The organism is Streptomyces sp. NPDC059743 (assembly GCF_042732975.1).
GTDB lineage: Bacteria > Actinomycetota > Actinomycetes > Streptomycetales > Streptomycetaceae > Streptomyces.
This window is the reverse complement of the sequence record NZ_JBHWGS010000012.1, coordinates 50647-66062: the sequence shown is the minus strand read 5'-3', so window position 1 is coordinate 66062 and position 15416 is coordinate 50647. Positions and strand designations below refer to the sequence as shown.

Sequence of the window (15416 nt, the reverse complement as noted above, 5' to 3'; positions counted from 1 at the left end):
CGTCAGCCGCACGCCGCCGAGTTGAGGGTGAAGGCGGTCGGCTGCGGATTGCTTCCGGTGAACGTGGCCTGGAAGCCGAAGCTCACCGAGCCGCCGGCGGCGATCGCCTTGTTCCAGCCGACGTCCTTGGCGGTGACGGTGGAGCCGCTCTGGGAGACCGTGGCGTTCCAGGCGTTGGTCACGCGCTGGCCGCCCGCGTACGTCCAGTTCAGCGTCCAGCCGTCGACCGGCGCCGTGGAGGTGTTCTTCACGGTCACGGTGGCGGTGAAACCGTTGTTCCAGGCGCTGTCGATCCCGTAGGTGACCGCGCAGCCGGAGGCCGGCGGGTCGCCGCCGTCGTCGCCGCCGCCGTTCGCGGATTCGGCGGCGAACTGGGTGAGCCAGGCCAGCGGCGCGTTCCAGTTGACCGCCACCTCGTTGGTCGAGTACGAGCCGATGTCGTCGATGTAGCAGGCCGCGGGCTTGCAGCCGGACAGCTTCTCCTGCGCGACCGGGTCCTGGAGCGCGGCGTTGGGACCGCCCGCGATGGATCCGGCGGGCGGGTTGGGCAGCGAGGCGTCGTACTGGTTGGCCCAGAAGCGGTGGTGCTGGTTGCGGGACGGCTGTTCGCCGTAGCCGCTGACGTACGACTGACCGAGCGTGTTGCGGCCGAGCAGATAGTCCAGCGCCTCGATGCTGCCGGCGCGGTACCGCTGCTGTCCGGTCAGTCCGTACGCGACGGCCATGACGATGCCGTTGTTGGCCACCTGGCCGTTGGAGCCCCAGACATACGCCGTCGAAGGGAGCGGTACGGCGTATCCCTGGCCGGACATGGTGGTCAGATGGGCGTCGGCGGCGGCGGTCACCGAGGCGCGCAGGCGCGTGGTCTCGGCGGCGGGCAGACCGGTGGGGACGGTGGCCAGGACGATACGGCCGAGGGCGGCGGTGTCCGCCCAGCCGAAGCCGAAGGACGTGAAGGCGCCGGACGAGGTGTGCCAGGGCGAGGCGGTGACGGCGTCGCGATAGGCGGCCTCGCCGGTCGTCGCGTACAGCTCGGCGCCCGCCCAGTAGAACTCGTCGCTGACCGTGGCGTCGCCGTACGCTCCGCCGCCGTTGCCGTCGGAGTCCGGCGCGATCAGATTCGGGTTGGCCCGTGCGGCGGTCCAGGCGCGGCGGGCGGAGTCGAGGCAGCGGGCGGCGAAGGCGGCGTCGTACGGCGCGTAGACGCGGGCGCACTGGGCGGCGGTGGCCGCGAGGTTGAGGGTGGCGGCGGTGGAGGGACGGTGCAACTCGCGCTGCTGGTCGTCCAGTTCGGGACGGGTGGGCAGACCGGTCCAGTTGGCGTCATGGATCTTGTGGAAGGCCATACCGGCGAGCGGTTTGCCCTCCGGGACCTGCATCCGCATCAGGAAGTCCAGCTCCCAGCGGGCCTCGTCCAGTACGTCGGGCACGCCGTTGCCGCGCTCGGGGACGCGGAGCGTGGAGTCACCGAGGGCGGCGTCCGTTCCGGCGCGCTTGGCTCGCTCGAAGGAGTTGACGAGCAGCCAGGTGGAGAGCCCGCCGTTGACGACGTACTTCCCGTGATCCCCGGCGTCGTACCACCCACCGCGCACGTCGCGGCTGTAGTCACAGACCCCGGCCTGGCAGGGAACGCTGGTGTCGCCCTTGTTCGGCGCGACCCCGAGATGCCCGGCGGGCCGGGCGTACGCGGCGCCTGCGAGGGCGGGATCGATCGCGATGCCGCTGCGCTGCTGGTAGAAGAACGACATCGCGTCGGAGCGGAGGGTGTTGTAGAGCCCGGCGCGGATGTCGAAGGGATGACTGCGCTGCCCGTCGACGACGAGGGTGTATCCGGTGCCGGTACCGGTGTACGAGGAGAAGTCGGCGAGATGCGTCGAGTCCCCGGACGCCGTGTCGCCGCCGCGCGCGGTGGTGACCCCGGAGGCGACGGTGGCGCCTGCCGCACTGCGTAACTCCCAGGCGGTGGGCGCGGTGGCGGCGGTGACGACGGTGGCACGCTTGGGCCCGTCGGGCAGGTACCCGACTTGATTGACCTGCACGGCGATGGCGGCGGCGGCTTTGGGGGCGGCGGCTTTGGGGACGGCGTCGGCGGTTCCGGCCGTCAATCCCGCGACGGCCAGAACACCGGACAACACCCCAACAAGCCCGCGCCGCAAGGCGGACGGGGACGGGTGCATGAGCACAGGCATGAGGATGGTCACCTTTCGTATGCGGGTGCGGTGCGGAACGTAATGGGAGCGCTCCCAGTCCGGAGAGTTGCATGCCCATGCCATGTCGTCAACGCTTTGCGCGGGGATGGCGCGGTGGCGACCGGGGGCCAGCCCCGCGTACGCGAGGATCACTATTCCGCGCTCGGGATCAAGAGTCAGATGGCGGGATCAACCCCGCGTGCGCGGGGATCGCAGTTCGTGAGCTGGGGTTTTATACGGCTAGAGGGCTGTTTTTGTTCAGTTTCGAAGGAACCGGCATAGCTCCCGTTTCTCGCATCTTGCGGACAATCCAGGCAGTCGTGCCGCCTGCCCCTGAGGGCATTCTCGCCCGCTGGGCCCGTCCGAAAGCCGGGAGATCGGCGAGAACCCCGAGTTGCGCGCTCATACCGCATGGTCACCTTTGGTGATGAGATGATGGCGAAAAGTGATGACGGAGGCTTTCTAGTGGGAGCATTGATGTCCTATGGAGGACGAGGGGAAACGGATGACGCCGTGAAGTCCGAGAACGTAGGCGGCCGTACCGTCCTCGTTTCACACGACGAGCTCGCCCATCGCGTGGTGGCACGGGTTGCGCCTGACGAGTTGGCAGTGTTTTCCCTACTCGCTGACCTCTATTCCAGGGAATCTGGACAGGGGGCCCGACGGGCGGTGCGGAACAGACCACTGGGCAGTGGGCTGGACGAGCTCTCCGGGGCTGTCACGCCGGTGGTGATAGTGGTCACTGGCTGGGTGGTCGCGGCACTGGCGGGGGGTGCGGCGGAGGAGATCAAGAGCCGTAGTACGCGCTGGACTGGGGCGCTACTGGACTGGCTGTGGCGTCGGCGCCGCAACGGCGACGGTGTGGAAGTGCCCGTTGAGGCAATGAATGATGGGCAGTTGCGTGCTGTGCACGCATCGGTACGGGCCAAGGCAGAGCAACTCGGCATGGAGGAGGCCGCGGCGGGGGTTCTGTCCGATGCCGTGGTCGGCGAGCTGATGCTGTTGAGAACCGATAGCGTTCGGGAGCAGGCGCAGTGACAACCCGTCAGCACCTGGCTCCCGACATTCGGGCGTTCCCCTCTGATCTCTCACTGGTGCTGTGTCTGCTGGCGGCCACCGTGTTGACCGGAGATCTGTTCTACTCCCTGTGGATGGCCGAAATGCAGGCCCCTTTGGACTGCACTGTCGGACAGGTCATCAATTGTCCCAAAGATGCCGGGGCGGTGTTCAGCGGCACGGTGAAGCACTTGACGGTGCTTCTCCTACCAGGCCCGACGGCGTATCAGATCGTCGCCTTTCGAAGGATTCAGCGATCCACACCTGTAGCTGAGACACCCATCCGGGGCGGGACCAGAGCAGTGCAGCGGCTGGTTCTGGAAGCGGGACTGCGGCGCGAGCCGAAGGTGATGGTGGATCCGAAGCTGAGAGCAGGAGCTTATGTCACCGGCCTGGTGGGAGGGCCACCGTTCCTGATGCTCGGACCGGAGCTGTTGGCGCTGCGAGGGAAGGACGAAAGTTCGCGCCGGATCTTCGAGGCAGTGGTGCGCCACGAGATCGCACACCTACAGGGCAACGACCGGCAATTATACACCGTCATGACAGCACTGCGCTGGTCAAATCTCCACGCCGGGGCCTTCATCGCCTTCGCCGTGACGCTTGATCCCCCAGAACTGGGCAGGGCCGCCACCTTGGTGCAGATTCTCCTCCTGATCGTTCTCGGCGAGCTGATCACACGCGCATACCTGCGTTTTCGCGAGCATCATGCGGATCTCCACGCCGGGCTGGCAGACCGGGACGGACTCATGACCGCCCTGCACACCGACGACAGCGGGGCGGCAGTGAAACTGCAAACTTGGCTGCGCCACCACCCGGTGGGCAGAGAACGGCTGGACGTACTAGAGGTGCCGGGACGCATCCTGGCCTCCTCGCCAGGGCTCGTATTTCTTGGCGCGACCACGGCCGGTGTCCTGCTGGCGACACTCCAGGACATGCTGACGAGGTTCTACGGTCCACGCGACAAGCTGTTCAGCCCGTTTCTGTGCGGGCTGCTCGTCGGGCTGGGCCTGACTGTGTTTCTGGCGTTCACGCTATGGCGTCACCAGTGGTACGCCGGCACGACCAATGTCGTACGCATAGTGTCCACCGCCGTGCTCGCGGCGGCCGGGATACCCGCCGGCACCTGGATCGCCCCGTACACCCAGGTCTCCGGGTACGGAATCTCCGGTTTCCCTCTGGCACCGTCTGCCCTCGCCGCGCTCATCGTCGGCATGTTGCTACTGTGCGGATGGCTCACGCTACTGGGTGCCCTGTGGTTCCGGGGTGATCCGCATGCGGAACGGATACCGCAGTTCCTCAGACTGGCCGTGCCATCTGCCTGCGTATTCGGCGGATGGATGTTCATCGTCCTCTGGACGTGGGTCAATGTTCTGCGAAGAGTGATGGTGACCTGCTCGATACCGGAGTACACGTGCGTGTCAACTGCTCCGGAACGCGACGTGGCCGCCTTGATCACGAGGGTCTTCGGTCCCGGGCCGATCATGACAATTGTCGCACTCGTCGCGCTGGTAGTCCCTCTCAGTATCTGGTCCTGGAACGCGCTGCGATCTCCGGCGAGGGCCCGTGAACGGTTGCGGAAATAGCCCGAGAGGGCTGGCGACCGCCGTCGTGTCCACGCCTCCACCGGCGCCCGGCCAAAGCACCACGGCACACCGCACATCGAGGCGTATGGACAGGTGGTCACCGTCCACGTCGGATCGCGAAGTCCGTTACAGTTGGATATAGTTGGGCGTGCTACCGCAAGTCAGGAAGGGTGGGGCGCGAGTTCCACGACGACGAGGGACATGCGCGCGCCGCCGATCGTCACGGGCAGCCCCATCTACGGGTGCGGGCCAACCAGATGGACCGAGTTGTCGTCCGGGAGAAGTCCGGCGTCGACCAAGCCGTCCATGTACGCCTTCGCGGTCCGCGCCCAGTGCCCCGGATCACGCTTCCGTTTGATGGGCCGGGGGTGCAATACGTGATAGACGGCAGCCCGCTCAAGGCGCGGCAGGCGCCGGGCGCGCGCGGTGACCGCCGCTTCCTGTCTCATCGGCGTCTTGAGTCGGTACTCGGCATGTGGTGAAGCCCCTGGTTGCTCGTCCATAGCTCGCCGTACGGCATCAGCAGCGTCCACGACCGTCCCGCGCCCGACAGGACGGCGATGGACGCGCTCAGGTTGGGAGGCTCGGGGGTGGGCGGTGGCCCGAGCCGGGCCTTCGTACGGACTGCGCCCGACTTGCTCGTGGGGGCTTGGGGGCGGCAGCCCGGCCGACAGCGAGCCGGGCCTGAAGTGCTGCGAACTCCCCGTTCGACACACGGAACGTCACGTCACCACTCCAGCGCGGCCGTGCCAGCGTCGGTGAGCTGCCATCACAGACCGTGCCTACCATCGACGAACGACTCGGTCCCCGCAGGCTGCGCCCAGCCCTTCGCCCGCAACCGCGCGGCGAGTGCGGTGACCTTCCGGCCCATGTGCCCGCAACGGGAGTTGGACGGCTCAGTGGGCACCCGCACGTCCGACCCTCTGGCCAGGTGCCGGAGGGTGGCGATCTTGTCGCCCGCGACGAGCTGCAACAGCTCCCGCCCGTCCTTCGTCAGCGGCGCCGGGGCGTCCATGGGCCGGATCTCGGCGACGTACCGAACGCAGCTCTTGCAGGCGGACCCCGTCGTCAATAGCCCCGCCGAGGGTGTACGGGGTGCGCTCGCGCTCGCACAGGGCCCGTCCGGCGGGGTGCACGCCGCGCTTGGAGCGCACCGGTTCGGCGGGCACCGCGTGCAGCGGTTCACTGCGACCGGCGCGCTTGAGCACGGTCACCTTCACCGGGCACGAGGCCACGGCTAAGTCCCACTAACGGCACGCTTGTTCCGTGGCCCCGTCGCGGCGCTGATGGTCCTGGGCTCGGCGCTCGTCGAACTCTCGGCGGGAGTCGGTGATCCGCTGGGGCAGCGGTGGCTCAAGGCCGCGCTCGTCGGCGACGACGAGCATCCACGCATCGGGGCCCGGCACGTACGCGATGCCGGGGAAGCGCCGGCCGAGCACGACGGTGCACCAGTCGGTCCCCCGGCGGTGCACCATCTGGGCGATCTTGCGCGTCCCTGCGGGGAGGCCGTGATGGTCGCTTTCGCCGAGCTGCCGACGCGACCGGTGGCCTCCGATGACGAAACGAAGCGCCGGGTCGCCTACTTCCTGTCCCGCTCTCTCGCGGACGAGGGGATCAGCGAAGACCTGATCGACACGCTCGAAGAAGTGTTCGCTGATCGACCCGGCTGCGCCGCTCGCAGTCGGAAGCTCGATGGCTTGTTCATCCACCTCGGCCTCCCAGCCCGCCGACAGCGGCCCCCTGAGGTCGCGGCGCTGAATGGAGAGGACGCAGCGCGGATCACCGACCGATTCCGCCGGGCCACCCGCCAACTCGTGCAGGTGGTCCCGCACCGCGTCGCGATGTACCCCGCCGAGGAACTGCATCCTGCTTGCCCTGCGCGACGAACAACCGGACCCCGACGAGACGCTGCCGTACCTGCGCCGGTACGGCCTGGCGATCCTCTCGCTCCTCGACCTGATGGGAGACGACACATGACGCCTCCCATCTCAGGCGTCGGGCCGCTCCCCTGACGGCCCGACGCACCACACCTGCCAGCGGATCACCCACACACGCCGAGGAGTTGAGCAATGACCAGCACAATCATCGCGAAGGCTGTCCTCGCGCCCCGAGAGCGACAGGTTTTTGAGGGCCTGGCCACCGGCAGCACGCTTGCCGTAGTCGCACTGGACCTCAAGATCCGCGAAGGTACCGCCGCGGGCTACCTCAAGATTGCGAAGACCAAGCTGCACGGCGTGAGCGAAACCGCCGCCGCCATCGCCGTGGGCTACGCCACCCGGGCCATTACCCACCCGCCGCTGCTCGACCCCGAGACGCTGTTCCTGCCGCGCGAACAGCGCGACCTCGTCCCGCTCATCGCGCGGGGCTTGGGGCCCGCCCAGATAGCCACGGAGCTGAACCGGCCAATCACCGGCGTACGCGCGGACGGCCGCGGACTCCTCACGATCCTCGGTGCTCGCAACCGGAACCACCTGATCACACGCACGTGGCAGTTCCAGATCCTCACCGTTGAACTGGTGGCCGGATGGCTCCGCTGACCCCTGCCGTGCCCGACAAGGTCGAGGTCCTGGCGAACGTCGACACGGCGCTCTCCTGGAATCTGGCGGGCCCCGAACTCCCGTCGACATCGTGCTGGGCGTGGTCGAGCAGTTCACCGAGTACGGCCGGGTCGTCGCCGACGACCTGCGCACGCTGGTCCTCAGCATGCGGATTCGGACGCAGGGATCAGCGTGCAGGCCACCCTCAACGAAGCCGCCCGGCGGCTCTACCTCCCGCCCCCGTCCGTCACGCCACGCGCAACCGGGCACCGAGCCCATAACCTCGCCCGCCTCGTACCGAGGCTGTTCCGCGAAGCCGGGCGGGTGACCGAGGAACAGGCGCGTGCCACGCGCCTGCAACAGCAGCACGCTACGACGAAAGGTTCTCGATGAAGACCTCCCACTCCGTACTCCTCGCGTCGGTGGTCGGGGCCGCAGGGCTCTGGCTGTCCGAGCGGCAGAACCGCCAGCGGCTCGCGCTGCACGCCGAGGTGATGCACCAGGCGTGGATCGCCGAGGTGGCCCGCAGCCCCGAGTTGCAGGCGATCTGGATGCCGGCCGGCGGCGATCTGCCGGACGGGGAGTACACGAACCTCCTGCATGCAAACCAGCTGATCAGCTTCCTGTCCGTGAAGTTCCGTGCGGGCCTGCTCGACAAGCAGTCGCTGCGGGTCCAGGCGCGATGGCTCATGGAACACGACGTCACGCGGACGTACTGGAAGAAGTTCGGCGGCTTCCGCGAGGACGAAGTGGTCGACCGGACCGACCGCACGTTCAACTCGATCTTGGCCGACGAGTACGCCGCCTACGCGGACAAGGACGCGGTCGCAGCCTGACCCGCCCCAGGACTGGGGCCTCCTTCCGGTCGTGAGAACCGCCGTGCCCGTGCACGCCAGGTCTCAGGCCACGGTGGAGGAGGCGGCGCTGACCGCGCCCCGGCCGCGCTCTGTGGGGGAGCAAGCGGCCGGCCCAACAGCCCTACAACGCGCGTGAACCTACTCAATCTGGAACGAAGGGACTCCATAGATGGTTGGGCAGGCTCTGCGGGGACAGGGCGTGGGCCGCCGTCAGTGCCGCGCCCGGGTCGCTGGTCAAGTTCTCCGCCGAGATCAGATGCAGTTGCACCGTCGCCGCGCTGAACCCGCCACCGTGGTCCCGCAAGCGGGTCGTACTGCTCAGTTCCCGGGCGATGGCGGCAGCCTCGGCAGTCATTTCCTTCCCCGCCGCAACACGCGGCGTTGCAGGCGACGGGAATGGCAGCGAGCCCCTACGGGAGGCGGTCGCGCCGGTCTGCCAGGAGTCTTATTCGGCATGCCCTGGCCGCTACCTGCGACTGTCCGAACGCATCCACATCGCCGACCGGTTGCGGGAGAAGGCGTCCGTCCACGCCACCGCGGCGGAGCTGGACCATCAGCCGGAAGATGCGCCGCAACGGTGCCCCGTGGCGGGGCAAGCAGTGGACCTACCAGCCTCACGCCGTCCAGGCCCGCGGGATGTTCATTCGGCGTTCCTTGTCCGGCGATCCAGGGCCCGCTGTTCGGGCCCAGCCGCAATCCCCACTGCTGTCAGGGCAGCCGCCCATGGGTACGGCTTCTTCTCGCCCGGCTGATTCGGTTCGAACCCGCCCGGCCCGTACAGCACCGTCACGCCGACGCCTCTCAGCGTCTCTATCGACCGCTCGAACTGCGGGTGCTGCACATAGGCCGCATTCACGCAGGGCATCGTCACCAGCGGGATCCGCTTGCCGATCCCTTCCGCAACGACGCCCACCACGAACTTCTCCGTCAGCCCGAGCGCCCACTGATTGATCGTATTCAGCGTGGCAGGCGCCAGCAGGATGGCGTCTGCCGGCGGCCATACGTCCGGCTCGCCCGGGAGTTTGTATTCCGACCGGACCGGGGCGCCCGTCAGTTCTGCCAGTTCGGGAAGACCGGCGGCCAGCCATCGGGCTGCGGTCGGTGTCAGCCCCAACCGCACGTTCCACCCCCGGGCGTGTGCCTCTCTGATGACGTCGGCAATGTCCAGCACGGGCGGTGCGGCGGTGCCGAACAAGTACAGAGTCCTCGTCCTCGTCATGCCGTCCAGTCGACCACATGCGAACGCCTCCGAACCGGGCGGCTGCGAGGGCGGGCGCGAGTACCGTTCCGGACGACGAGTCAGGAACGGAGACCGTTATGTCCTCGCTCGACGACGACCACACAGGCACGCGCATCAAACGTGAACGGAAGCTGGCCCACCTCACCCAGCGTCAACTCGCCGCCCGCATTCCGTTCTCGTACAGCCTCCTCAACCAAGTCGAGTGCGGGGCCCGGCCCGCGTCCCCCGACTTGGTCGCGGCTGTCGCACACGCCTTGAGAGTCGACGTCACCGTGCTGACCGGACAGCCGTACGTGACCGAGTTGCAACGAGACCGGCTTGCCGAGCTGGTTCGCCCGATCCGCGAGGCCTTGGACCTGTACGACCTCGGGGCCGATGACACGATCACCATCCGTCCCGTTCCGCAGCTCCTGGCAGCGGCGGACGACCTCTGCGCCCAGGTCCGTGCCGCTCGTCTGCGTAACGCGGCCCGCGCGCTGCCGGCCGTCATCACCGAACTGACCTCGACGGCGTGGGGCACACCGTCCACCGAGCTCTGGCAGGCACTCGCCTCCACCTACCGGACCGCGCACGACGTTTCGGTGAAGCTCGGCTACTACGACCTTTCCGCGGTCGCTCTGGACCGTATGGACTGGGCGGCTCAGCGGGCCTCCGACCCGTGCCTCGCGGCCATCCGCCAGTACATGCGCGCCCTCGTCTACTTCCGGGAGGGCGAGTACACCATCAGTCAGCGCCTCATCTCAGTCGGCCACCACGTCCTTGCCCAGGCCGGTGACACCCGTGAGACGCAGGCTGTCGCAGGCCAACTCCACCTGGGTGCCACGGTCATCGCCGCGCGAGCCCGGAACGAGTCCGCGCTCGCCTCGCACATCGGCCAGGCTGCCGAAATCGCGGACCGGATCGGGGATGCCTCGGATGTCCACTGGCTCTCGTTCGGGCCCACCAACGTGGCCATGCACAAGATGAGTGCGGCGGTCGAGATGCGTCACTACGAGGATGCACTCAGCCAAGCGGGCAGCATTCACCTGCCGGCGGATCTTGCGACATCGCGGCGGGCGCACTTCCTGATCGACCGGGCGCGCTCGGAAATGGAGACGGGCCGCACGGAGGCGGCGCTCAAGACCATCGTCAAGGCGCGACGCGCGGCTTCGGAACAGACCCGGTACCACCCTGGGGCGCGGGAGACGATCTCCGGTCTCGTGCACCACTCGCGCCGTACTCTCGACACGCTCACGAACCTCGCCTCATGGATTGGCCTGTAGTGCTCACAGCGCTCACAAATCTGTGAGCGCTGGGCCCTTGCGTGGCGGTCACCCTGGACTCATCCGATCACCGATGAACCCGGGACGGACAGCGAGGACGCGCTGCTTGACGCACTCACCGCCCGCGTTCGGCTCTCGCGTCCCCGCACGAGTCCCGGCGGCCGTTGTTACGGCCCCAGGGGCCGCCAACGCGCGAGGAGCGTCGACATGCCCGAATCCACAGCCGGAACAACCGCGCCCGACGCTGAATCCTGGCCGCTCGACTTCACCACGATGGTGAAGACCGCGCGGCGTGTGGTCGACTCGGGCGCTCAGTTATCGGGCGAGGACTTGGAGATGGCGGTCCTTCGGTTGCGCGGCCACTTGGCGCTGCTGATTCCGGAGGTGGAGGACCGTCTCGGGCGTCTTGCCCCGGTCGGCATCGAGGAGGCCCGGCGGCGCCTGGACGGCGAGTCGGGACCGCTCGGACCGCGTTGGTACGCGCAGTGCCTGGCACAGTCCGTGCTCGCGCTGTGCGACCACCTGAACTCAACGGATTGCAGCGTTGTTGTCCTGCGGTGGAGTCGGGATCCGAGGTGCGTGGCGCTGGCGCGGGTGGAGTTGCGGAAGGCGCTGGCGGATTGGGGACTGTCCGTGCTGGAGGATTCGGCGGTCCTGATTGTGTCCGAGCTGCTCAGCAATGCCCGGCTGCATGCGCAGGTGACGCCGGAACAGAGCATCGAAACGCGCTACTTCCGTAGGCCGGGTGGTTTGCGGATCGAGGTGCACGACGGTTCGCCGAAGCGTCCGCAGCGGCGTACGCCGGACCCGGATGCGCCGGACGGGCGGGGGCTGTTGTTGGTGGAGGCGCTGGCGGACGAGTGGGGGGTGGCCGAACGAGGTGGGCCGGGGAAGGCGGTGTGGGCCGCGTTGTCGATGCCGCTCGTACGGCCTGGCGAGGCCGGTTGCTCGTGACCTCGTCGGTGGGTGAGCGTTCGGTTGGGGCGCTCCCGTGGCCGGATGCGCGGTGCCGTACATCTCCTGTTGGTCCTCGGAACTCCGGCCTGTGGACGGCCGGCCGGAGTTCGGTCGGGTGCATTTCCTGCGGTAACGGCGGGCGATGCGGAAGCTGCTGTGCCAGACGTAGTCCTGAGGGGACGCTGTGGCTGTTGGGCGAGGACGCGGACGGCCCGGAGTTGTGGGCGAGACCGCGCCGTCGGCCTGTATCCGGCCGACCACATCAGCGGAGACCGCGACCGCGCTCAGCGAGTGGCAGGGAGGCAGACCAGCCGAAGACGGAACACCCCGCGTGCGCGAGGACCACCTGCTGGAGTGGATGCCGGACGGGCTCACCCCGGGACCAACCCCGCGTGCGCGGGGACGGCGCCAGAACACCGCCGTTGGCGGTCAGCCAGTCGGGACCAACCCCGTGTGTGCGGGGACGATTCGGCCAGAACGTCGTTCGTGTCCTGCGCCTCAGAACCAACCCCGCGTGCGCGGGGACGATTCGCTGACCGTGCTGGCCTGGAACGCCGCAGCATTCAGCGGTACGAGAACGCGGTGAACGATACGCAGTTCTTCGATCTCGTGCTGATCGCGGCAGGGCTGGACGTCCCGATCGAGGACCTCGTACGGGAGGACCAGCCCGGCCGGGGTGGTAGGCGTGCGGCCTTACGTCTGTCCGTCGGCTGTGGTGGCGGGTTCCCGGGCCACTTTCCTCATCGCTTTGAAGATCACGGACTGGTGGTGCTCGTCGAGGTTCCTGAGTGCCTGGCCGATGTGCACTGTGTATGGGCTGGCCAGCGATATCACGAGCTGGAGGAAGGCGTGTTCGCTGGCGGTCTTGCGTACGCGGAAGAGCTGGCGTTCCATGCCGGTCCAGTAGCAGAACTGGTCTGGGCCGGTTCCGCGGAGAAGGATTTTCTGGATGTCCTCCCGGGCCAGGAGGGTGCCCTCCTCCAGCAGTGCGGCCACGCCTGCCTGATTCGGGATGTGCCCCTTGGCCCACGCGGTGAGCTGACGCGCAAGCTGCGGCGGGACGGTCGCCTTGCCGGGCGGGTGGTGGGCTGCGGTACTCAAGCTGCGCCTTTCTCAGATGGGTGGGTGAGCCTCGGCCGGGAGCCCGTCCGCCGCGGTTCGTCAGCGGCGGACGGGAGATCATGTGTGGGCTCGGTCGTCATGCGGTTACGTGACCTCTGCGGCCAGGGCACCGTGCAGCAGCTCAGCGTCGGTCAGGTAGCGCGTCGCAGTCAGCGGGACGGCCCAGCGGATGCGGCGGGACGTGTCCGTGAAATGTGCGGGCGGTACCGCCACGAACGTCGCGACGCCCAGCGGCACAACCTGCTCCGACGGAAGGGCCCACTTATCCGCGGTACCCGGAGCCACGAGCCAGTAGAGGGCCGCCCCGTACATGTCCTGGATGACCGCGCCGCTGTTGCCGCCCAGGCGCCTGATCACACGCTCGCCGACATCGGTGCGTACCCGTACGGCGTCCCAGTACCGCCCGGCGCCCACCAGCACCACGGCCGTCCCGGCCGGCGGCGCCCAGGCCCGCGGGGACTCAGGCACGCCGAGCCCCTGACCGTGACCCAGGTACGCGCACAGCGCGAGAACGGACCGCGCCAGGGCATGCACGTACCGAACCGGCCCGAGCGGCCCGGGACCGGCGTCCATACGCCGCCGCGCCTCCTCGATACCGGCCGGGGAGAAACTCCCGAGCTGCTGCTCCGCCTCCGGGACCAGCAGCCCCAGAAAGCCACGCAACTGCAACGCGGCCACCCCCGGCTCCAGCACTCGGGCACCCGAGTCGACCACCTGCCGCGCCGCCTTCACCATCGTGACGAAGTCGAGCGGCAGGGAATCGCTGTCGGGCGGGGGTTCTTTCGCTGTACTTTCAGGCATGTCGACGCTCCTTCTGGCGTTGGCCGCGCCCGAGGCCGTGGGACGACCGCCGGGTCCGGCCAGTAGCGTTTCCGACACAGACCGCCAGGCACAGACGCATCGTGTCCGCCCGCGTCCGCACCCTTGCGGACGGCGGACAGGGGAGCACTCATGACCGAGTCCTTCGGCGAGGCATTACGGCGCCTCCGTGGCGGCCGATCCGTGCGCGATGTCGCGCGTCTCGCGAGCTGTGGCAAGAGCCACGTCTCCGACCTGGAGCTGGGTAAGCGCCGACCCACGCGCGCCCTGGCTGCCGCTCTGGACGCGGCCCTCGGCGCCGATGGGGAGCTGATCGCGCTTGCCGACGTACGCCCCGGTCTGGATCCGCTCGCGCAGGCGGACGCCCTTCAACGGGGGCTCCACGAGGCGCTCGCCGCAGGGCCGTTGACCGGCACGAGCCTTGATGAGGTGGACTACACGGTGGCCCGGCACGGGCGTGCCACCCGTCACCGGCCCGAGGTGCGTCTTCTTCCCGAGCTGCTCGCGGACTTCGGCGATCTGCGCCTGATGCTGACGGGACGGCAGTCCGCCCCCGTCCGTAAGCGCCTGTTGATTGCCACCGCCCGTATGGCTGGCCTCATGGCGCTCACCCTGCTGAAGATGAAGGACGACCGTTCGCGCGCCTGGTGGCGAACCGGGCGGGCCGCCGCAGCCGCGGCGGAGGACCGGGCGACGTTGTCATGGATGTATGCGCAGGAGGCGTACCAGCTTTACTACAGCGGCGACTTGGCGGGCGCCGTGGAGCTGGCCGGGCGCGCGCAGGCACTGGCCGGCGGGCTGCCCTGCGCCGGCCCCGCCCTGGCGGCACCGCTGGAGGCGCGGGCTCATGCCCTGCTGGGGCGCCCGGAGGAAACGGCCGTGGCCCTGGCTGCTGCGGAGACAGCACTGGGACGGCTCCCCGCGGAAGAGCGTACGGAGTCAGCGTTCGGCTACTCGGAAAGCCAACTGCGCTTCCACATAGGGAATGCACTGACGCACCTGGGGATCACCCGTCGGGCGCGCGAGGAGCAGGACCGTGCGCTGGAGCTGTACCCGACTGCCGATCACACGGACCGGGCGCTGATCCGTCTCGATCAGGCGATGTGCTTGGCCGCCGACGGCGATACCGCGGCGGCTGCGTCGCACGCTACGAACGTGATTGTTGATCTGACGCCGGAGCACCGATCACCTCTGATCATCTTCCGCGCCCGCGATGTTGCCGTTAAGGTTCCCGAGGCGCGAGCAGTGTCAGAGGTGCGGGTGCTGCGGGAGGTCCTGGCGCTGCCCGCCGGCGAGAGGGACAACGGACACAGTGGAGATCACCCAGGCGACCGAGGCGGACGCTGAGATCATCGCCACGATCCTCGGTGAGATCGAGGCGTACTACGGCGGCGACAACGCCCCCGGTGACCTCACCGAGGTACGGGCTGCACTGTTCGGCGAGCGCCCCGCAGCGACCGTCCTGCTCGCCCGTGATGGGGCTGAAGTCCTTGGGATGGCGAGCTATACGTTCCTCTGGCCGGCGGCCGGGGCTGAGACGTCCCTGTATCTCAAAGAGCTGTACGTACGAGCGCGCGCGAGGCGCCGCGGTGTCGCGCGTGCTCTCATGGCAAAGCTGGAGGCGGTGGCAACAGAGGCCGGCTGCTCTCGTGTCGAGTGGACTGCTGATGCAGACAACCCGTCAGCCCTCGCGTTCTACGAAGCACTGGGAGCGAAGCCCCAGGCTGGGAAGATCTTCTACCGGTCCTCCTTGTAAGGACACGACCACACCCTGCCCGACGGCCGGACGGGTTG

General features: G+C 68.4%; 15 protein-coding genes. 8 read left to right on the top strand and 7 right to left on the bottom strand.

Annotated elements, in window-relative coordinates; all coding sequences use genetic code 11:
• Window positions 1-2: 2 nt before the first annotated feature.
• Window positions 3-2189 carry a glycoside hydrolase family 9 protein gene (locus ACFV6H_RS21885; RefSeq protein ID WP_385544617.1) on the bottom strand — a complete coding sequence of 729 codons (2187 nt, stop codon included), beginning with the start codon at window positions 2187-2189 and terminating at the stop codon, window positions 3-5.
• Window positions 2190-2702: 513 nt separating this feature from the next.
• Here ACFV6H_RS21885 and ACFV6H_RS21880 point away from each other — a divergent pair.
• Both ACFV6H_RS21880 and ACFV6H_RS21875 read left to right on the top strand, forming a co-directional pair.
• Window positions 2703-3227 (top strand): hypothetical protein, encoded by a 525-nt coding sequence (locus ACFV6H_RS21880; RefSeq protein ID WP_385544614.1) that lies wholly within the window; start codon window positions 2703-2705, stop codon window positions 3225-3227.
• Window positions 3224-4828 (top strand): M48 family metalloprotease, encoded by a 1605-nt coding sequence (locus ACFV6H_RS21875; protein ID WP_385544611.1) that lies wholly within the window; start codon window positions 3224-3226, stop codon window positions 4826-4828. The genes ACFV6H_RS21880 and ACFV6H_RS21875 overlap by 4 nt, the downstream gene beginning before the upstream one ends.
• A 769-nt stretch (window positions 4829-5597) precedes the next feature.
• Here the strand turns inward: ACFV6H_RS21875 and ACFV6H_RS21870 are convergent.
• Both ACFV6H_RS21870 and ACFV6H_RS21865 read right to left on the bottom strand, forming a co-directional pair.
• A complete protein-coding gene (locus ACFV6H_RS21870) occupies window positions 5598-5843 on the bottom strand; it encodes a hypothetical protein (protein ID WP_385544608.1) in 246 nt (81 codons plus the stop codon).
• A gap of 232 nt (window positions 5844-6075) precedes the next feature.
• Window positions 6076-6693: a hypothetical protein gene (locus tag ACFV6H_RS21865; RefSeq protein ID WP_385544605.1), complete on the bottom strand. Its 618-nt coding sequence runs from the start codon at window positions 6691-6693 to the stop codon at window positions 6076-6078.
• Window positions 6694-6897: 204 nt separating this feature from the next.
• Between ACFV6H_RS21865 and ACFV6H_RS21860 the strand changes: the two genes are divergently transcribed.
• Entirely contained in the window at window positions 6898-7365 is a 468-nt protein-coding gene (locus ACFV6H_RS21860; RefSeq protein WP_385544602.1) for a hypothetical protein, read from the top strand.
• Between the two features lie 389 nt (window positions 7366-7754).
• Window positions 7755-8201 (top strand): DUF6082 family protein, encoded by a 447-nt coding sequence (locus ACFV6H_RS21855; RefSeq protein ID WP_385544599.1) that lies wholly within the window; start codon window positions 7755-7757, stop codon window positions 8199-8201.
• Between the two features lie 163 nt (window positions 8202-8364).
• Here the strand turns inward: ACFV6H_RS21855 and ACFV6H_RS21850 are convergent, their stop codons facing one another.
• Both ACFV6H_RS21850 and ACFV6H_RS21845 read right to left on the bottom strand, forming a co-directional pair.
• Window positions 8365-8577 carry a hypothetical protein gene (locus ACFV6H_RS21850; protein ID WP_385544597.1) on the bottom strand — a complete coding sequence of 71 codons (213 nt, stop codon included), beginning with the start codon at window positions 8575-8577 and terminating at the stop codon, window positions 8365-8367.
• A gap of 285 nt (window positions 8578-8862) precedes the next feature.
• A complete protein-coding gene (locus ACFV6H_RS21845; protein ID WP_385544594.1) occupies window positions 8863-9441 on the bottom strand; it encodes a flavoprotein in 579 nt (192 codons plus the stop codon).
• Window positions 9442-9539: 98 nt separating this feature from the next.
• Between ACFV6H_RS21845 and ACFV6H_RS21840 the strand changes: the two genes are divergently transcribed.
• On the top strand, window positions 9540-10724 hold the full coding sequence (locus tag ACFV6H_RS21840; RefSeq protein WP_385544591.1) for a helix-turn-helix domain-containing protein: 1185 nt from the start codon (window positions 9540-9542) through the stop codon (window positions 10722-10724).
• Window positions 10725-10931: 207 nt separating this feature from the next.
• Window positions 10932-11678 (top strand): DUF6415 family natural product biosynthesis protein, encoded by a 747-nt coding sequence (locus tag ACFV6H_RS21835; RefSeq protein WP_385544588.1) that lies wholly within the window; start codon window positions 10932-10934, stop codon window positions 11676-11678.
• Between the two features lie 696 nt (window positions 11679-12374).
• Here ACFV6H_RS21835 and ACFV6H_RS21830 read toward each other — a convergent pair.
• Entirely contained in the window at window positions 12375-12782 is a 408-nt protein-coding gene (locus tag ACFV6H_RS21830; protein ID WP_385544585.1) for a hypothetical protein, read from the bottom strand.
• Window positions 12783-12887: 105 nt separating this feature from the next.
• Complete coding sequence (locus ACFV6H_RS21825; protein WP_385544582.1) at window positions 12888-13604, bottom strand: DUF6415 family natural product biosynthesis protein; 717 nt, start codon at window positions 13602-13604, stop codon at window positions 12888-12890.
• A gap of 150 nt (window positions 13605-13754) precedes the next feature.
• Here ACFV6H_RS21825 and ACFV6H_RS21820 point away from each other — a divergent pair, with 150 nt between their 5' ends.
• Together ACFV6H_RS21820 and ACFV6H_RS21815 are read left to right on the top strand one after the other, a co-directional pair.
• The gene (locus ACFV6H_RS21820) at window positions 13755-14969 is read left to right on the top strand and encodes a helix-turn-helix domain-containing protein (RefSeq protein WP_385544579.1); all 1215 of its coding nucleotides are present in this window, start codon (window positions 13755-13757) and stop codon (window positions 14967-14969) included.
• The gene (locus tag ACFV6H_RS21815; protein WP_385544576.1) at window positions 14935-15378 is read left to right on the top strand and encodes a GNAT family N-acetyltransferase; all 444 of its coding nucleotides are present in this window, start codon (window positions 14935-14937) and stop codon (window positions 15376-15378) included. The genes ACFV6H_RS21820 and ACFV6H_RS21815 overlap by 35 nt, the downstream gene beginning before the upstream one ends.
• The last annotated feature ends 38 nt before the right edge of the window (window positions 15379-15416 follow it).

Coding starts and splice junctions, on each gene's coding strand:
- ACFV6H_RS21860 (WP_385544602.1), top strand. CDS start 6,898: ATGACCAGCACAATCATCGCGAAGGCTGTCCTCGCGCCCCGAGAGCGA.
- ACFV6H_RS21825 (WP_385544582.1), bottom strand. CDS start 13,604: ATGCCTGAAAGTACAGCGAAAGAACCCCCGCCCGACAGCGATTCCCTG.
- ACFV6H_RS21840 (WP_385544591.1), top strand. CDS start 9,540: ATGTCCTCGCTCGACGACGACCACACAGGCACGCGCATCAAACGTGAA.
- ACFV6H_RS21855 (WP_385544599.1), top strand. CDS start 7,755: ATGAAGACCTCCCACTCCGTACTCCTCGCGTCGGTGGTCGGGGCCGCA.
- ACFV6H_RS21845 (WP_385544594.1), bottom strand. CDS start 9,441: ATGACGAGGACGAGGACTCTGTACTTGTTCGGCACCGCCGCACCGCCC.
- ACFV6H_RS21850 (WP_385544597.1), bottom strand. CDS start 8,577: ATGACTGCCGAGGCTGCCGCCATCGCCCGGGAACTGAGCAGTACGACC.
- ACFV6H_RS21885 (WP_385544617.1), bottom strand. CDS start 2,189: ATGCCTGTGCTCATGCACCCGTCCCCGTCCGCCTTGCGGCGCGGGCTT.
- ACFV6H_RS21820 (WP_385544579.1), top strand. CDS start 13,755: ATGACCGAGTCCTTCGGCGAGGCATTACGGCGCCTCCGTGGCGGCCGA.
- ACFV6H_RS21870 (WP_385544608.1), bottom strand. CDS start 5,843: ATGGACGCCCCGGCGCCGCTGACGAAGGACGGGCGGGAGCTGTTGCAG.
- ACFV6H_RS21865 (WP_385544605.1), bottom strand. CDS start 6,693: ATGCAGTTCCTCGGCGGGGTACATCGCGACGCGGTGCGGGACCACCTG.
- ACFV6H_RS21835 (WP_385544588.1), top strand. CDS start 10,932: ATGCCCGAATCCACAGCCGGAACAACCGCGCCCGACGCTGAATCCTGG.